At 41.1% G+C, this 14,655-nt stretch carries 13 protein-coding genes and 1 pseudogene; 5 read left to right on the top strand and 9 right to left on the bottom strand.

Features of this window, described 5'->3' with window-relative positions; genetic code table 11:
* Window positions 1-11: 11 nt before the first annotated feature.
* On the bottom strand, window positions 12-1,259 hold the full coding sequence (locus PNIG_RS03445) for a DEAD/DEAH box helicase (protein ID WP_041454344.1): 1,248 nt from the start codon (window positions 1,257-1,259) through the stop codon (window positions 12-14).
* A 157-nt stretch (window positions 1,260-1,416) separates the two neighbouring features.
* Window positions 1,417-2,118, bottom strand: a complete 702-nt coding sequence (locus tag PNIG_RS03440) for a DUF3581 domain-containing protein (protein ID WP_011327338.1) — start codon at window positions 2,116-2,118, stop codon at window positions 1,417-1,419.
* Between the two features lie 203 nt (window positions 2,119-2,321).
* On the opposite strand from PNIG_RS03440, the gene PNIG_RS03435 reads away from it, so the two are divergent.
* Window positions 2,322-3,107 (top strand): CPBP family intramembrane glutamic endopeptidase, encoded by a 786-nt coding sequence (locus PNIG_RS03435; protein WP_244181061.1) that lies wholly within the window; start codon window positions 2,322-2,324, stop codon window positions 3,105-3,107.
* A gap of 104 nt (window positions 3,108-3,211) precedes the next feature.
* Entirely contained in the window at window positions 3,212-3,604 is a 393-nt protein-coding gene (locus PNIG_RS03430; RefSeq protein WP_011327336.1) for a hypothetical protein, read from the top strand.
* Window positions 3,605-3,608: 4 nt separating this feature from the next.
* On the opposite strand, the gene PNIG_RS03425 is transcribed toward PNIG_RS03430, so the two are convergent.
* The 4 genes from PNIG_RS03425 to proB all read right to left on the bottom strand — a co-directional run bounded on the left by PNIG_RS03425 (window position 3,609) and on the right by proB (window position 7,233).
* Window positions 3,609-3,908, bottom strand: a complete 300-nt coding sequence (locus tag PNIG_RS03425) for a hypothetical protein (RefSeq protein ID WP_011327334.1) — start codon at window positions 3,906-3,908, stop codon at window positions 3,609-3,611.
* A gap of 162 nt (window positions 3,909-4,070) precedes the next feature.
* Window positions 4,071-5,555 carry a glutamate--tRNA ligase gene (gene gltX, locus PNIG_RS03420; RefSeq protein WP_089367808.1) on the bottom strand — a complete coding sequence of 495 codons (1,485 nt, stop codon included), beginning with the start codon at window positions 5,553-5,555 and terminating at the stop codon, window positions 4,071-4,073.
* Between the two features lie 38 nt (window positions 5,556-5,593).
* Window positions 5,594-5,953, bottom strand: coding sequence for a glutaredoxin family protein (locus PNIG_RS03415; RefSeq protein ID WP_011327332.1), 360 nt, complete (start codon window positions 5,951-5,953; stop codon window positions 5,594-5,596).
* Window positions 5,954-6,129: 176 nt separating this feature from the next.
* Window positions 6,130-7,233 carry a glutamate 5-kinase gene (gene proB / locus PNIG_RS03410; protein ID WP_011327331.1) on the bottom strand — a complete coding sequence of 368 codons (1,104 nt, stop codon included), beginning with the start codon at window positions 7,231-7,233 and terminating at the stop codon, window positions 6,130-6,132.
* A 118-nt stretch (window positions 7,234-7,351) separates the two neighbouring features.
* On the opposite strand from proB, the gene PNIG_RS03405 reads away from it, so the two are divergent.
* Window positions 7,352-8,341 (top strand): DMT family transporter, encoded by a 990-nt coding sequence (locus tag PNIG_RS03405; protein ID WP_041454657.1) that lies wholly within the window; start codon window positions 7,352-7,354, stop codon window positions 8,339-8,341.
* On the opposite strand, the pseudogene PNIG_RS20125 reads toward PNIG_RS03405, so the two are convergent.
* The 3 genes and pseudogenes from PNIG_RS20125 to pdsO form a co-directional block, all read right to left on the bottom strand.
* Window positions 8,341-8,763 (bottom strand): annotated as a pseudogene (locus tag PNIG_RS20125) (class GN sortase); the annotation flags it as partial. The gene PNIG_RS03405 and the pseudogene PNIG_RS20125 overlap by 1 nt on opposite strands.
* Before the next feature lie 62 nt (window positions 8,764-8,825).
* Window positions 8,826-10,820 (bottom strand): marine proteobacterial sortase target protein, encoded by a 1,995-nt coding sequence (locus tag PNIG_RS03395; RefSeq protein WP_089367806.1) that lies wholly within the window; start codon window positions 10,818-10,820, stop codon window positions 8,826-8,828.
* Window positions 10,821-10,846: 26 nt separating this feature from the next.
* Window positions 10,847-11,581, bottom strand: a complete 735-nt coding sequence (gene pdsO / locus PNIG_RS03390) for a sortase-associated OmpA-like protein PdsO (protein WP_089367805.1) — start codon at window positions 11,579-11,581, stop codon at window positions 10,847-10,849.
* Between the two features lie 202 nt (window positions 11,582-11,783).
* Between pdsO and pdsR the strand changes: the two genes are divergently transcribed.
* Together pdsR and pdsS are read left to right on the top strand one after the other, a co-directional pair.
* Entirely contained in the window at window positions 11,784-12,473 is a 690-nt protein-coding gene (gene pdsR / locus PNIG_RS03385; protein WP_011327326.1) for a proteobacterial dedicated sortase system response regulator, read from the top strand.
* A complete protein-coding gene (gene pdsS / locus PNIG_RS03380; protein WP_089367804.1) occupies window positions 12,473-14,608 on the top strand; it encodes a proteobacterial dedicated sortase system histidine kinase in 2,136 nt (711 codons plus the stop codon). The genes pdsR and pdsS overlap by 1 nt, the downstream gene beginning before the upstream one ends.
* Window positions 14,609-14,655: the final 47 nt, after the last annotated feature.

Genomic DNA, 14,655 nt, shown 5'->3' with positions numbered 1-14,655 from the left:
CTAAAAAACTGTTATTTACGTCTTCTACTTGGCTCTCTTTGTCCTGTAATGCGTTTTTTATCGCGGTCTTTTCGTGATTTATTGGTGTTTTTGCGGTTATCTTTTGGCTTTTTGTTTGGATCTGGCTCGTAGCCTGCTAGCCACTGTGGCGTTAAGCGGGTATCTAACAGTACTTCTATTTCTTCAAGTAACCATTGCTCGTCAATACTTACTAGCGACATTGCAAGCCCTTGCTCACCAGCGCGACCTGTACGGCCAATGCGATGTACGTAGTCTTCGGCTATGTATGGCAGTTCAAAGTTAATTACAAACCTAAGTGTCGGAATATCCAAACCACGTGCGGCTACATCGGTAGCAACTAATACACGGGTAATGCCTTCTTTAAAGTTTTGTAGTGCACGGTCGCGTGCGCCTTGTGATTTATCACCATGGATTGACTCGGTTTTTAAACCGTCTTTACACATTTCTTTAGCCAGTTGGTCGGCCATTTGTTTGGTGCGAGTAAAAATAAGCACTTGGCGCCAATTTTTCATGCCGATCATGTGCGATACCAGCTCGCGCTTGCGATCCTCGTCTACTGAGTAAATTACTTGCTCAACCTCAACTGCTGCTGAGTTGCGTTTATCAACTTCAACTAATTCTGGGTTTTTAAGTAGTTTTTTACTAAGCGCAAATACGCTGTCATCAAAAGTCGCCGAAAATAACAAAGTTTGGCGATCGCCTGGAATATGGCGCAATATACGTTTAATTTCGTCAATAAATCCCATATCAAGCATACGATCGGCTTCATCAAACACCAGTGAGTCAACACTTGAAAGCACCACACTGCCTTTAACAATATGATCGAGTAAGCGCCCCGGGGTGGCTACTATTACTTGCGCATCTTTTAGGGCTTTTATTTGTGGGCCTATGCTTGCGCCGCCATACGCTAATGCCCCTTTAATATTGGTGCCTTGGGCATATTTTTCAAAGCTGGCAAATACTTGCTGAGCAAGTTCGCGAGTTGGCGTTAAAATTACCACGCGAGCAACACCTGGCTCATCTTTTTTAGGGGTGTTTAAAAGTTTGTGTAGCAGTGGTAGTACAAACGCTGCGGTTTTACCTGTGCCAGTTTGTGCACTGCCCATTACATCACTGCCCGCTAAAATAGGCGGGATGGTTTTAATCTGAATTGCGGTAGGTTGAGTGTAATTATTTTGCTCAATCGCAGTTAATAACAACGGGTCGAGATTAAGTGATGAGAACGTAGTGGCAGACATAGGCTTAGCTTTAAAATGACAAAGAGCGCTATTGTACTCATATTCACTCATGCCGTAAATTAGAGTGCTTGAGAAAACTATTTAATCGTATTTATCTGCTTTTATTTGTGCCAATAAAAAAGGCGCTAAATAGCACCTTTTAAAATTCATCTCGTTTTTAAGCTGGTTTTAAATTTGCTTTGCGCTCGTTGTAAAAAGCAATCAAATCATCAACCGTAGCTTGGCAGTACTCGCGAATACCCGATACCACCATGTGCTTTTCACCAAAACCCACTTTTTTACCGTTTTCTAGCAAATTAAAGCGCAAAGTAATTTTGCCGCGTTTACCTGCGTATTCAAAACTAGGCTCTGCAAATTCAAGTGTCGGTGCACTAATTTCAACAGTATCAAGATTTATAATCATCGATTCGTAAATAATCATCGGGCGTGCAGGGTTAATCATTACCTCTTGCTTACCCATGAGCGGAATAATCACGTGCGGAAACGCCGCGCCTGAAAACTCAACATAATTTTTAATTAAGCTATTAGTAAGTGCTGGGCATTTGCTGGTTTTACCTTCGCGTTTTACCTTTAAAATTACTTTATCGCCGTTTGTTACATCAAATTCATCGGCCTCTGCAGGGAAGCTAAGTTTGGTATTTTCGTCAACCATACCCGCAAAAGTAAACTCCATGCGTTCACTAATACCGTAACGATCTAATACTAATGAAAAAAGTAAGTCTCCTGGAGCACAAAATTTCTTCGCATCTTTATCGTGAAGTGGGTTGTAATCATCAGCAATACACTTGGCGAAACGACAGCCTTGCTCACGAGAGATCGAAACATAATCAGCATGTTGCTGATAAAAAGGACTTAACATAGGGTGTTCACTACTTAAACGGCTTATAACCTGGCTATACTAACAGAAAAAATAAAATGAGAGGTCGAATCTGTTAGATTAGTTACTAAATAAAACAGAGTAATAAAAAAATAATGACTTTTTATTTATTAGCATTATCGATTATATGTGTTTTTCCGTACTGTAAAGTATCAATAATACGGCAACCACTTTGGCACTACTTAATGGCTTTAAGTGTTATATGTGCGTATTTTGAGGGTTATATAAATTTATATGGACTGCTCAGTACTGGGCTTTACGTTGTTTTATATCACTTTGTGCTATATACAAAGCAAACAATAATACGCGCTATATTAAGCACTGTTTTTATAGTTTCCTCATTGGCATTAGCGCTTCATTGGGTGCCTGGTTTTAACAACCTTCCTATTGCTATAAACGAGCATATTACCAGCGATGCAATTGCTTTTACCCTTTATGCTAATTTTGATAAAGCTATGGCTGGCCTCTTTCTTTGTGCTTACTTTTATTCAAATATAAAGCCTTTAAAAGCAGAGTCTAAAAAGACGACTTCATTAATTAACCCCCCTATTTTAATAATTATTACTACCATTTTAGCCGCACTTACTGCAGCTTTAATGCTTGGGCTGGTAAGCTTTAACCCTAAGGTTCCTGACTTCTGGTTAGCATTTATTGCTATAAACCTTTTATTTACCTGTGTTGCTGAGGAAGCTTTATTTAGAGGCTTATTACAAACCAAGCTTAGCCAAATTATTACGCCTACCCGCTTGGCAATATTTGCGCCTGTAATTACTGCAGGTATTTTTGCTTTGGCACATTTTGCTGGGGGAGTTAGCTATGTATTAGTTTCATTTATTGCAGGTTTGGGATACGGCTATGTTTTTTATAAAACGCAGCGTTTAGAGTGGGCTATTTTATGCCATTGGTTAGTAAATATTTGTCATTTCTTTTTGTTTACTTATCCTATGCTAAGTAAAACCGAGTGCATATAAAGTCATTTACAAATACTAACAATTTACTCAGTAGTAAACATTGCCCACATTCGATTTTGTTAGTAATTTACTACTTCAAACAATAAATTAAAGGACTAATTAATATGCTACGTTTTATGGCAATAATAACTGCACTGGCTACTTTAAGTGGTTGCTCAAACATGACTTTTCATACTGATATAGACAACGACGTTTTATCTCAAGAAATTGGTACCTACGTTAATAAAAGAGATTTGCAGCAGTTTTACAGCGACCAAGAAGCACACGAAAGTGGCGCTACACTTTTAGGCCGAATAGCAGGTGAAAGCTGTGATGGCGATGGTATGGGTAACAATAATGTAAGCTATAACCGTTCTAAATCAAATGCTATTGATTTACTTAAAGCTGATGCCATGCGCAGAGGCGCAAATGCTTTTACTATTAACTCTTGTAGCGAAACCTCTGTATCGTATTGCGACCTATCTGTTTTATGTACCGGACAGGCCTACGACTATTAATAAATCATATATTAAGTGCAAAGCTCAGTAGCACACGCTTTCCAGACTCGATTTTAGATACGCTGTGTTCGTACTTATCGGGCCTAAATAAATACACCCTATTAAACCAGTTAATAATACATTTAGCGCATTTAAACACCCCACCGCTTTTAGGTTTTACTAATACAAAGTTGAGTTTGTAATAGCGCCCTTGCTGCACCGGATCAATGTGGTTCATTACGCTGTGATTAGTTGGGTAAGTAACAAGGTTTATCGAAAATGTATTACTGCTAAAAATGGCTTTGTTTTTAACGGTTGCAATCATACGGCCTCCTATGAGTTTATATGCCGCATTATAGCATTTAGTAAATTATGAATGCTTAGACTAAACAATATCAAAATACGATGTCATATAACTAAACAACCTGAAACAAAAAAGCCGAACTTATTTACTAAGCTCGGCTTTTAAAAATGCATTATTTAGCAATTATGCACTTGGGTATTCGCGGTAGGCACGTTCGATATTTTTAGCCTGCTTTTTAGAAATACCTAAATGCGCCAATGCTACACGTAAACGAGCACGCGATAGGTCAGAGCCTAATATTTCCATAGCATCAAGCACAGAGGTAGATGACGTTTTACCCGTAATTGCCACAAAAATCGGCTCTAAAAAGTCTTTAATTTTAAGCTCGTGGAACGTTGCTACTTCTTTTGCAATGGCAAAAATAGCTGATTTATCAAAGCTACGTAGGCCTTCTAGCTGCCATACAAAAAATTGTAGTGCTTGGCGAATTACGTCTTCATCGGCTTTGCCCGCTGTTAATAGCGCAGGATCATAAGTAGGTATACCGCCTACAAAGTGCCCTGCTAAGTCAACTAAGTCCGACAATGTGTTAATACGTGCTTTGGCTTCTGGTAATACTTTAGCTAGCATTTCGCCATTAAACTTCCAATCAACAAAGCGCTGAATTAACTGCTCGTCAGTTAGGTTTTCGCGGATCCACATGCCGTTTAACCAGCTAAGTTTATCTACGTCGAATACTGGGCCACCTAGTGACACGCGCTTCATATCGAAGTTTTCAATCATTTCGTTAAGAGTGAATTTTTCACGCTCATCTGGCATTGACCAACCCATGCGGCCTAAATAGTTAAGCACGGCTTCTGGCAGGTAACCCATTTCTTTATAGTAGTTAATAGAGGTTGGGTTTTTACGCTTAGACAGTTTTGACTTATCTGGGTTACGCAGTAGCGGTAAATGCCCAAGTACTGGCGCTTCCCAACCAAAATCTTCGTAAAGTTTTAATAGTTTAGGCGCTGAGTTAATCCACTCTTCGCCACGGAAAATATGGCTAATTTGCATATGGTGATCGTCAACTACGTTCGCTAAAAAGTAAGTTGGGAAGCCATCAGCTTTTAATAGCACTTGCATATCGACGTTTTCCCACGGGATCTCAATTTCGTCGCGTAGGTAGTCGTTAAATTTAAAAGTGCCTTCGCTAGGGATTTTCATACGTATAACGTAAGGTTTACCCGCTGCTAGGTTTGCTTTAATTTCGTCGTCTGTGTGGTTTAAGCCACGGCCGTCGTATTTAGGGCGTAGACCTTCTGCCATTTGCTCTTCGCGCATTTTATCCAGCTCTTCGCTTGTTGCAAAACAGTAAAATGCTTTGCCGTCGTCAACGAGTTGGTGTGCGTATTTTTTGTATAAATCGCTACGCTCAGACTGGCGGTACGGGCCAAACTCACCGCCCACATCTGGGCCATGATCCCACTCGAGTCCTAACCAACGCAAACTATCCATAATTGCTTGCTCTGACTCGGCAGTGCTACGTACTTGGTCGGTATCTTCAATGCGAAGTACAAATTCACCACCTTGCTGTTTAGCAAAACAGTAATTAAATAAGGCGATATAAGCGGTGCCAAGATGCGGGTCGCCAGTTGGCGACGGGGCAACACGGGTGCGAATTGTCATGGTAATGTCTCTTTTAATAAGTGAGATGGTAAAGTTATTTATGCTGCTACTTTGTTTATATAAGCAATAATATCGTTTGATTCGTATAGCCAAGTTACTTGGCCATTTTGCTCGATGCGCAGACAAGGCACTTTAACTTTTCCGCCTTGTTCTAGCAGTTCTTGACGATATTGCTCATTACTTTTTGCATCACGCGTTTCTATTTTAAGGCCTTCGCGCTTAATAGCACGGCGCACTTTTACACAAAACGGGCATGCTTTAAATTGATAAAGCTTAAATTGTGCGGTTTGCTGATCAAGCTGCTGTTGCACTTCTGGAGCACGTTTTTTACTACGTGGCGTAAATACAAAATTAAAGAATAAAATTATACTTCCTAATAACCAACGAACTAATTTCATTAACTGCACTCTATTTACAACAAATTTAAGGTGCCAGATTTTAACACAAAAATAGCAGCAAAAAAGCTCAAATATACTCAGCCAGTATATTTGAGCTTTGTAAGCTCAACCTCGGGTCAGGTTAATTATTTAGCTACTAAAATGGGAGCTTATTTATTCAGCTATACTGCTTTTTATTACAGTAAAATTAAGTCATCGCGATGCAGTACTTCTGCCCCGCCATCGTAATCAAGTAATTCACCTATTTGCTTAGAGTGCGCGCCTTTAATTTTATTAACTTCGCTGCTGCTAAAGCGGGTTAACCCACGAGCAATAAGTTGTTTGTCGCTATTTATTACACTTATTAGATCGCCGCGCTCAAATGCCCCCAACGCATTGGTCACGCCTTTAGCAAGTAAGCTTGCACCTTTAGTTTGCAGCGCGGTTATTGCACCGGCATCAATAACAATTTGCCCGCTACTTTTAGGTCCAGCGAGTAACCACTTTTTACGCCCTTCTTTTGGCGCAGTGAGCTTTAAAAAACGTGTGCCGGGCAGTTGCTCGCTCATACATTTTAAAATGACATTTTTACCCGCACCTTTGGCAATTATAACCTCAACCCCAGCACGCCTTGCAATGTCGGCTGCTTGTAGTTTGGTTGCCATACCGCCGGTGCCCAAGTTTGTGCCACTACCACCAGCAAGCTGGCGCAATTCGTCGTTAATATCACTCACTTCACCAATTAATGTGGCATCGGCATTAGTGCGCGGATCGCTGGTAAATAATCCTTCTTGATCGGTAAGCAATAACAGCTTATTGGCATTAGCTAAAATAGCCACCAACGCTGATAAATTATCGTTATCGCCTACTTTTATTTCACTAGTAGCAACCGCATCATTTTCGTTAATGATGGGCACTACGTCGTAGTTTAATAATGCATTTAGTGTATCGCGGGCATTTAAATAGCGCTCTCGGTCGTTAACATCGGCGCGGGTTAACAGCATTTGCCCTACGTTTACACCATACAAAGCAAACAAGCTTTGCCAAATATGAATGAGCTGGCCTTGACCAACTGCTGCTAGCATTTGCTTATCTATTACGCTGCGGCCACAGGGCTTTAGTAATTGTTCTCGTCCGGCCGCCACGGCTCCGCTCGAAACTAAAATAACGTGATGCCCTTGCTTTTTAAGCTCACAACATTGGCGCACTAGTTCAACCATATGCGCTTTATCTAGCTTATCGGTGCCGCCAGTCAGTACGCTTGTACCTAGCTTTACAACGATTACCTGATCCCTTTGCATTTATTTTTACTACTGAATAATTAAAGATGAATTTATTTATACCAGCTGGGTATTTTTCAACAAGTAAAATATATTCATGCTAGGATCTGATTTTATTCAATTGTGTAAATTACCTGCTATGCCTGCCAGTTTATGTTTAATTATTGCCACCTTTTTATGGGGTAGTTCCTTTATTGCACTTAAGTATGCCATTGCTATTTACGACCCCGCTTTGGTGATATTTTTACGCATGCTAACCACATTATTTTTATCGCTGTGCTTATGGCGCTATGTAATACGCTTTGAATACAGAGTTGGTGACTGGAAGTATTTAATTGCTATGTCGCTGGCTGAGCCTTGCTTGTACTTTTTATTTGAAGGCCATGCAATGGAATATACCTCGGCATCGCAGGCGGGGGTAATTGTGTCGTGCTTGCCTATTATTATTGCTGTACTGGCTTTTTTTATGCTTAAAGAATACATCAGTAAATCTATTATTATTGGCTTTACTTTTTGTATTGGTGGCAGCATTTTGCTCACTGTGCTTTCACCAAACTCCGATCAAGCGCCTAACCCATTATTAGGTAATTTTTTAGAACTTATGGCCATGGTATGTGCGGCGTTTTATACCGTTTGCATTAAACACTTAGCGAGTCGTTATTCACCGTTAACGCTTATAGCGCTGCAAGGCATTAGTGGCAGTTTATTTTTTGCACCGTTTTTGCTTTTTATCGACCTACCAAGCGAAAATCAACACAATATAACCGCTTTATTAAGTATTTTATATTTAGGCTCGTTTGTTACTTTAGGCGGTTATGGTATGTATAACTACGCTATTAGTAAGGTATCGGTATTAACCGCAGCGGCTTATTCAAATTTAATTCCTATATTTACGCTGATTCTTTCGGCCATCATTTTAAATGAAGTGCTTAACTTGTGGCAGTGGCTGAGTATATTTGTGGTATTTGTTGGCGTAATGATCAGCCAACGTCATCAAGAATTAGTGGTTGATATCCCCAGCGCCGAGTCGGGCGAGGATATTTCCACCGATCTTACTACCTCCGATATCATATCGGCCGAAACCAATAGCCTAAATTCGGTTCCCGATGCTAACGCGTCAAAAGGGTAGCACGTTAGTAAATACAATTGTGCAGTGTGTAAAAATGTGTTTTCTGACCCATGAATTACCTCGCTGCCGGTTACTTTATAATGCTGCAAGGTGCCATTTTGTAATTGCAGGGTAAACTGCTCTCCCACTTTAACGTGCTGTAAAAAAGCAAAGTGAGTGTCGTTATGCCCTGCAATGAGTGCCCCAGCTTGTTTACTACCAAGCTCTGCTGCGGGTAAAAAGTGGCTGGGCGCAAAGGCTAAATTACGCCCGCTAGCACCTGCTAATACGGTGAGTTTTTCATTATGCGCCGGCCAATTTAATTGTGCGGTTACATAACTATCGGCGTAAAACCATGGCTTAACTTTTGCTTCAGGCGTTTTAAGAGCCTGCTGCCAGGCCTGTTCAATTAGTAATTGCGCCAGCCATGCTTTGCCTTGCATGTAAGCGCCATGACCAAATAACCCCAAACCAAGTATTAATAGCCCCGCGCTTAGCCACTTTTTCATTTAAAACGCCTTACTAGCACAAACCCACTTAACAATAAAATTCCTAATATTATATGTACTTTGCTTTGCCCATCGGTTTGTGGCAAACGCATTGCCATACCCTGAGGAACTGCGTTAGTAGCATTAGCTGTTTGTTGTGCTATTGGATTAATTTGTGTTTGCTCTATTGCTATAAAAGCCGTGAATGGGCTGAGTAATTGATGAGTAAGCGCCAATTGTTGCACTTCGTCTTTAACTGCATTTTGTGAGTTATAGAGCAGCAACGACTTAATTTTTTGACGAGCCCACAGCTTAGCAATTCCTTTAGCATTTGAGCCTGCTTGTGTGTTTAGGTTAATACTAATAGGCCCTTGTGCAGTTTGCCCGTTTAATATTACATTACTGGCATTATTGAGCTTTATAGCCACCATTATTGGCTCATTAAAATAGAGATCTGGCAGTGGCGAAGGCCAAAAGTCTAGGCTATTACCGTTTTCATCGCTTAGCGCTAAATTAGTAATTGCAGGATGTGCGAGCTTATCAAATAACTGCTGCATTTTAGGTTGCACCTCGCTAGTGCTGCCTATAAAAGTAAACGAGCCCTTGCCTACATCTGCCGCACGGCGCATAAAAAAGCTATTGGGGGCGCTGCCAATACCAACTGTAAATAAGCGGCTATCGCCTAATTTAGCTTGAATACTTTTAAACAGTGCATCTTCGTTGCTTACGCTACCATCGGTTAAAAATATTACTTGGCGTACAAAACCATCAAACTGCGAACCATCTAAAACGGCATCAAGTGCGCCTTGTATTTCTGTACCGCCGTCGGCTTGTAACCCATATATAAAGCGCTCTGCGCGGCGTAAATTAAAGCCACTTGCAACTAAAGGTTTATCGCTCATTAGGGTTACTACATTATCAAACCCTATAATGTTAAAACTGTCGTTACTGTCTAGCAGCGATAGCGCATAAAACAATGCGTTTTTAGCTTGCTCCATAGACTGCCCATGCATAGAGCCCGAAGTATCGACTACAAATACTGTTTCGCGGGCTAATCGCTGCGTTGCTATAAAGTTATCTGCAGGCGGCATTAGCATAGCGAGCCCGTAGCGCTCGCCATTTTCAAACTGCTCGGTAAAAAATGCAGCTTGGGCTTGCTCTTTTTGCAGAGGTTTAAACTCCAGTACAAAGTCGCGGTTTAGCGCATTTTGCTCATTTAACTCTATTGAGTATTGTCCAAATGCAGTGTTTTGAATATTTACATTATGAAATTTAGAATTTATATCTACCAGCTCTAAACCTACGTCTATATCTAAGTTTAAATTAAACTGACTACTTGGCTTATCGTCATTTTTTTGCGTGCTATAAACTGGGCTTAGCCAACCATGTGGTAGCGAGTTAGTTGGTTTTTGGCTTTCTTTATTTATGTCAATTTCACCTTGGGTTACATGATAACGCGGTGTGATTGTGCCCGGAAAGCGCACTGTAAAGGTGCCGCTGCTGTAATCAATTATTTCTTGATATTCCAGCTCAATAATAACCTGCTCCCCAGGGGCTATATTAGCTACGTTTGTAATAAACATATTAGCGCGTTGCTGGCGTACTAGTGCTGCTTGCTTGCCGGCCTGTTTGGCTTCTGCGTATTTTTTTTCGGCCGCCACTTTTTTATCAATTTGGCCCTTAATTACTCGCTCGCCAATACGCATGGTCATAGCATGTACTGCGCTTTCATCGGGCAGCGGAAACACATAACGCGCATTAACAGCAAACGGGTTTTGGTTTTGATAAGTTTGTTTAACTACAACATGATTTATAAGTCCGGTTAATGTCATATTTGCATCACTTTTTAATATTATTGCAGGGCCTGCTTGTGCGCCGCTGCTATCAAAAAGTTCTAACTTGGGAGAGTGTGCGTGGCTTTTAAAGCTCGTTAACATCACCAGTATACCCAGTGTAAAAAGGCTTACCCATTTAAGGGTAAGCACTTTGCTTGGTTTACTCAAAAAAAACATAAAATCACTCCATCGAAGGCTTTAATTTAATTACTTGCTGTTTGGCTATTTACAGGATTTATTAAACGAGTAGTAAGGGTTACCCGCCGATCAAACGTGTTGTCTTCTACTGTGTTAGTTTTAGCAAGTGTTTGCTGCTCACCAAATGCTTGCGTGCTTAAGCGCGTGTGGCTTACGCCCTGTTTTATTAAATAGCTTTGCACCGCATTTACACGTGCTTTTGAAAGTAAAAGGTTGGCTTGTTCATCACCGCGTTGATCGGCAAACCCACTTAAATCGAGCGCTAACTGTGGCTGGTTTTTTAAAAGCGTAACGAGTTGGTCTAACTGCAATGCAAAATGTGGCGCAATAACACGTGAGCCGGTTTTAAACTGTACTGTCATGGCAAGTAAATTATTAATTTGCGATTGTGTTAACTGCTCATTTTGATTAGCAAGCACTTCGATTTGTTGCTCTAACTGGCTGTTATGGCTAAGCAGGTGTTGGTAGTCGTTGGTTTTTTCTGTCATTACAATTATTGCACGCTGTTGCTGGGCAATTTTGTTATCAGCAACTTTTGCATCGCCTATTAAACCACCAGCAAATGCTCCCACAAAAGCACCAATAGGGCCGCCTACTACACCACCTATAATAGCGCCCGATCCTAAGCCTATTGCGGTTTCGGTGTGCGCTTCTTTTGTAGCCGTATTATTAGAGGTTGATGCTAATGCGGGACCGCAAAAAACGGCCGCTAGGGTTAGCGCTATTAATGTCTTCTTCATGATTGATCCTTAAACTTACTTTTTAATTTATGATGTTTTGTTTTGATGGGTGTATTAAAACAAGCTCAAGTGGCAACAAAGGGGAGCAAAAATGGCAAACCACTGAGCAATTGTGGCAAAAAAAAGGCAATTGCCTTTTTAAGCGTACTTAGCTTAAAAACTTCGTTATAGTGCGTTGGTAATAAAGAGGATAAACCCAGAAATGAAAAAAATAGCCATCATTGAAGATGAACCCGCCATTCGCGAAAACTACACTGAAATGCTCAGCGCACAAGGTTATCAGGTAACTGGGTATGCAAATCGTAGTAGCGCAGAAGCGGCGTTTAAAAATGCCCTGCCCGATTTAGCCATTGTTGATATTGGCTTAGGTAATGAAATAGATGGTGGGTTTTTGCTGTGCCAAACATTGCGATCACTGTCTAAAACGCTGCCTATTATTTTTTTAACCGCTCGTGATAGCGAAATAGACACTGTATGCGGCCTACGTATGGGCGCCGACGACTACCTCACAAAAGATATTAGTTTGGCTCATTTAGCGGCGCGTATTGGTGCGCTATTTCGTCGTATGGAAGCACTTAAACAACCTGCCGACGAAAATGCACTTATAACTCGTGGGCCGCTAACGCTCGACACACAGCGCATGCAGGTGTTTTGGCAACAACTATTAGTTGATTTAACAGTAACCGAATTTTGGATGTTGCACTCCCTCGCACAGCGCCCCGGACATGTTAAAAGCCGTAATGAATTAATGAGTGATGCTAAAATTTATGTAGACGACAGCACCATAACTTCACACGTAAAACGTATTCGTAAAAAATTTATAGCACTCGATAGTAACTTTGACTGCATAGATACAGTGTATGGCATGGGCTACAGGTGGGAGCAAATTTAATGTTGCGATTTGGCCTACGTAGTAAGTTTATTTTACTTTCTTGCTTTTTATTTTTATTGCCCTGGTTGGGCTACGAATATGTGTGGGAAATGGAAAAGTTTTTACGCCAAGGCCAAGAAAAAACCTTAGTAGGCACTACCCGTGCCCTCGCCACTGCCCTGCATGAACGCCCTGCATTATTTGATCAGCAAACTAGTTTTTTAGATCAAGTTGTAAAGGGCCGCGATCTATACGCGTACAACCTTAAAAATCCTATTCAACTCGATGGTAAGCTCACAGATTGGGAGAGCTATCAGGCATTATTTTGGCAATACGACAAACGCTACTTACAAAAAACCGACAACAAGCATCAAGCCAGCGATCTGTCGTTTGAGCACATGGTAGGAAAGTTTGATAATTACCTTTATGCACTGTTTAAAGTAACTGATAACCAACTCGTTTATCGGCCAAAAAACAGTTTAAGTATTACTAATAACGACCATTTAAAAATTGGCTTAAAAACACCTGATGGGCAGTTTAACCGCTATATTATTGCGCCACGGCAAGATGGCTGGGTAAACGCTTTTAATGCAGATAGCAAAGTACCCTTTACAAAAATTCAGGGCTATTTTAGCAGTACGGCGGCTGGCTACAATATTGAGCTACGCTTTCCTATTAGTATGCTTGGCAATAAGCTTGGCTTTGCCATTGTTGATGTAGATAACAAAGAGCCCTTGTTAGAACCTAAAATAATGTCGACCTCAAATTTAAATAACCCCAGCGATTTAGGTTCAGTACTTGTGCCCTCTCCCGAAATTAATCGTATTTTAAAAGGCATGGGCCACAGTGGCAGCCGTATTTGGGTGGTCGATAAGCATCATAGAGTATTAGCACAATCGGGCTCGATTCATCATGCCGATGGCGTATGGGCTGACGGCCTTGCCAATCAAGCTCCTGAAACTTGGTGGCAACAGTTTGAGCAAAACTACTTGCATCCCCTTTATTATAAAATTTTAACACGCCCCGAAAACGAATTTTTAGATACTCTGCACGACGTAGCAGCTATGCAAGGCAGTCATTTAGCCAAAGCACTAAAAGGCCAGCCTGCATCATCGTGGCGATTAACCCCCGACAGTAAAGCCGTTATTTTATCGGCTGCTTACCCTATTTGGATCCAAGATAAAGTAATTGGCGCGGTAATAGCCGAGGAAACTACCAATGGCGTACGTACACTGCGTAATAAATCGCTCGAAAAATTATTTAACGTTATTTTAGCCGTGATGCTTATTGGCACAGTAACGTTATTCTTTTTTGCCTCTCGAATATCGAGCCGTATTAGGCGTTTGCGCGATACTGCAGAGCAAGCTATAGATGCACAAGGGCGAGTTACTGGCAGTATTAATTACAGCGATGCTAATGACGAAATTGGCGATCTATCACGCAGTTTTGCTAATATAGTCAGCCGCCTTGGTGGCTATACCAACTATTTAGAAAATATGTCGTCGCGGTTATCGCACGAGCTGCGTACACCTGTTGCGGTAGTGCGCTCATCGCTCGAAAACCTACAAATGCAACCACAAAGCGAGCTGAGTCAAAAGTACTTAGATCGTGCCAGTGAAGGCGTTGAACGCTTAGGTAAAATTATTACCACCATGAGCGAAGCCACTCGCTTAGAACAAAGTATTCAAAGCAATGAGCCTGAGCCATTCGACTTACAAAAAGTAATAAGTGGCTGCATGCAGGGCTACCAGCTTACTTACCCTAAGCAGCTGTTTACACTTGATATATGCCAAGCTGCGCTTCCTATGCAAGGCGCACCAGAGTTTATAGCGCAACTGCTCGATAAGTTAATTAATAATGCAATTGAATTTAGCCACGCAGAAAAGCCAATTAGTGTTAGCTTAAAACAAAACGACAGTGCAGCAATTTTAACCGTAGGTAATTATGGTCCATTATTACCTGCAGGTTTAACTGAGCATATTTTTGATTCTATGGTGTCGGTGCGTAGCCAGCAAATGCAGCAACAGCCACATTTAGGATTAGGACTCTATATTGTAAGGTTGGTGTGCGACTACCATAATGCCAGTGTAACCGCTAAAAACAATCAACAGGGCGATGGCGTAGTGTTTACTGTAAGCCTGCCATTAGTTAAGTAAAAGTGGGTTGTAATTTACTTAACTAATACTCGCCACTGGGTTGGCTT

Source organism: Pseudoalteromonas nigrifaciens (assembly GCF_002221505.1).
In the GTDB taxonomy this organism is placed as follows: domain Bacteria; phylum Pseudomonadota; class Gammaproteobacteria; order Enterobacterales; family Alteromonadaceae; genus Pseudoalteromonas; species Pseudoalteromonas nigrifaciens.
Note: the sequence above shows the minus strand (reverse complement) of the source record. Positions and strands in the feature narration are given on the sequence as shown.

Excerpts from the sequence above, each read along its gene's own strand:
- pdsR (WP_011327326.1), top strand. The coding sequence starts at position 11,784 with ATGAAAAAAATAGCCATCATTGAAGATGAACCCGCCATTCGCGAAAAC.
- PNIG_RS03395 (WP_089367806.1), bottom strand. The coding sequence starts at position 10,820 with ATGTTTTTTTTGAGTAAACCAAGCAAAGTGCTTACCCTTAAATGGGTA.
- pdsO (WP_089367805.1), bottom strand. The coding sequence starts at position 11,581 with ATGAAGAAGACATTAATAGCGCTAACCCTAGCGGCCGTTTTTTGCGGT.
- proB (WP_011327331.1), bottom strand. The coding sequence starts at position 7,233 with ATGCAAAGGGATCAGGTAATCGTTGTAAAGCTAGGTACAAGCGTACTG.
- PNIG_RS03425 (WP_011327334.1), bottom strand. The coding sequence starts at position 3,908 with ATGATTGCAACCGTTAAAAACAAAGCCATTTTTAGCAGTAATACATTT.
- PNIG_RS03405 (WP_041454657.1), top strand. The coding sequence starts at position 7,352 with ATGCCTGCCAGTTTATGTTTAATTATTGCCACCTTTTTATGGGGTAGT.
- PNIG_RS03440 (WP_011327338.1), bottom strand. The coding sequence starts at position 2,118 with ATGTTAAGTCCTTTTTATCAGCAACATGCTGATTATGTTTCGATCTCT.
- gltX (WP_089367808.1), bottom strand. The coding sequence starts at position 5,555 with ATGACAATTCGCACCCGTGTTGCCCCGTCGCCAACTGGCGACCCGCAT.
- PNIG_RS03415 (WP_011327332.1), bottom strand. The coding sequence starts at position 5,953 with ATGAAATTAGTTCGTTGGTTATTAGGAAGTATAATTTTATTCTTTAAT.
- PNIG_RS03430 (WP_011327336.1), top strand. The coding sequence starts at position 3,212 with ATGCTACGTTTTATGGCAATAATAACTGCACTGGCTACTTTAAGTGGT.
- PNIG_RS03435 (WP_244181061.1), top strand. The coding sequence starts at position 2,322 with ATGGCTTTAAGTGTTATATGTGCGTATTTTGAGGGTTATATAAATTTA.
- PNIG_RS03445 (WP_041454344.1), bottom strand. The coding sequence starts at position 1,259 with ATGTCTGCCACTACGTTCTCATCACTTAATCTCGACCCGTTGTTATTA.
- pdsS (WP_089367804.1), top strand. The coding sequence starts at position 12,473 with ATGTTGCGATTTGGCCTACGTAGTAAGTTTATTTTACTTTCTTGCTTT.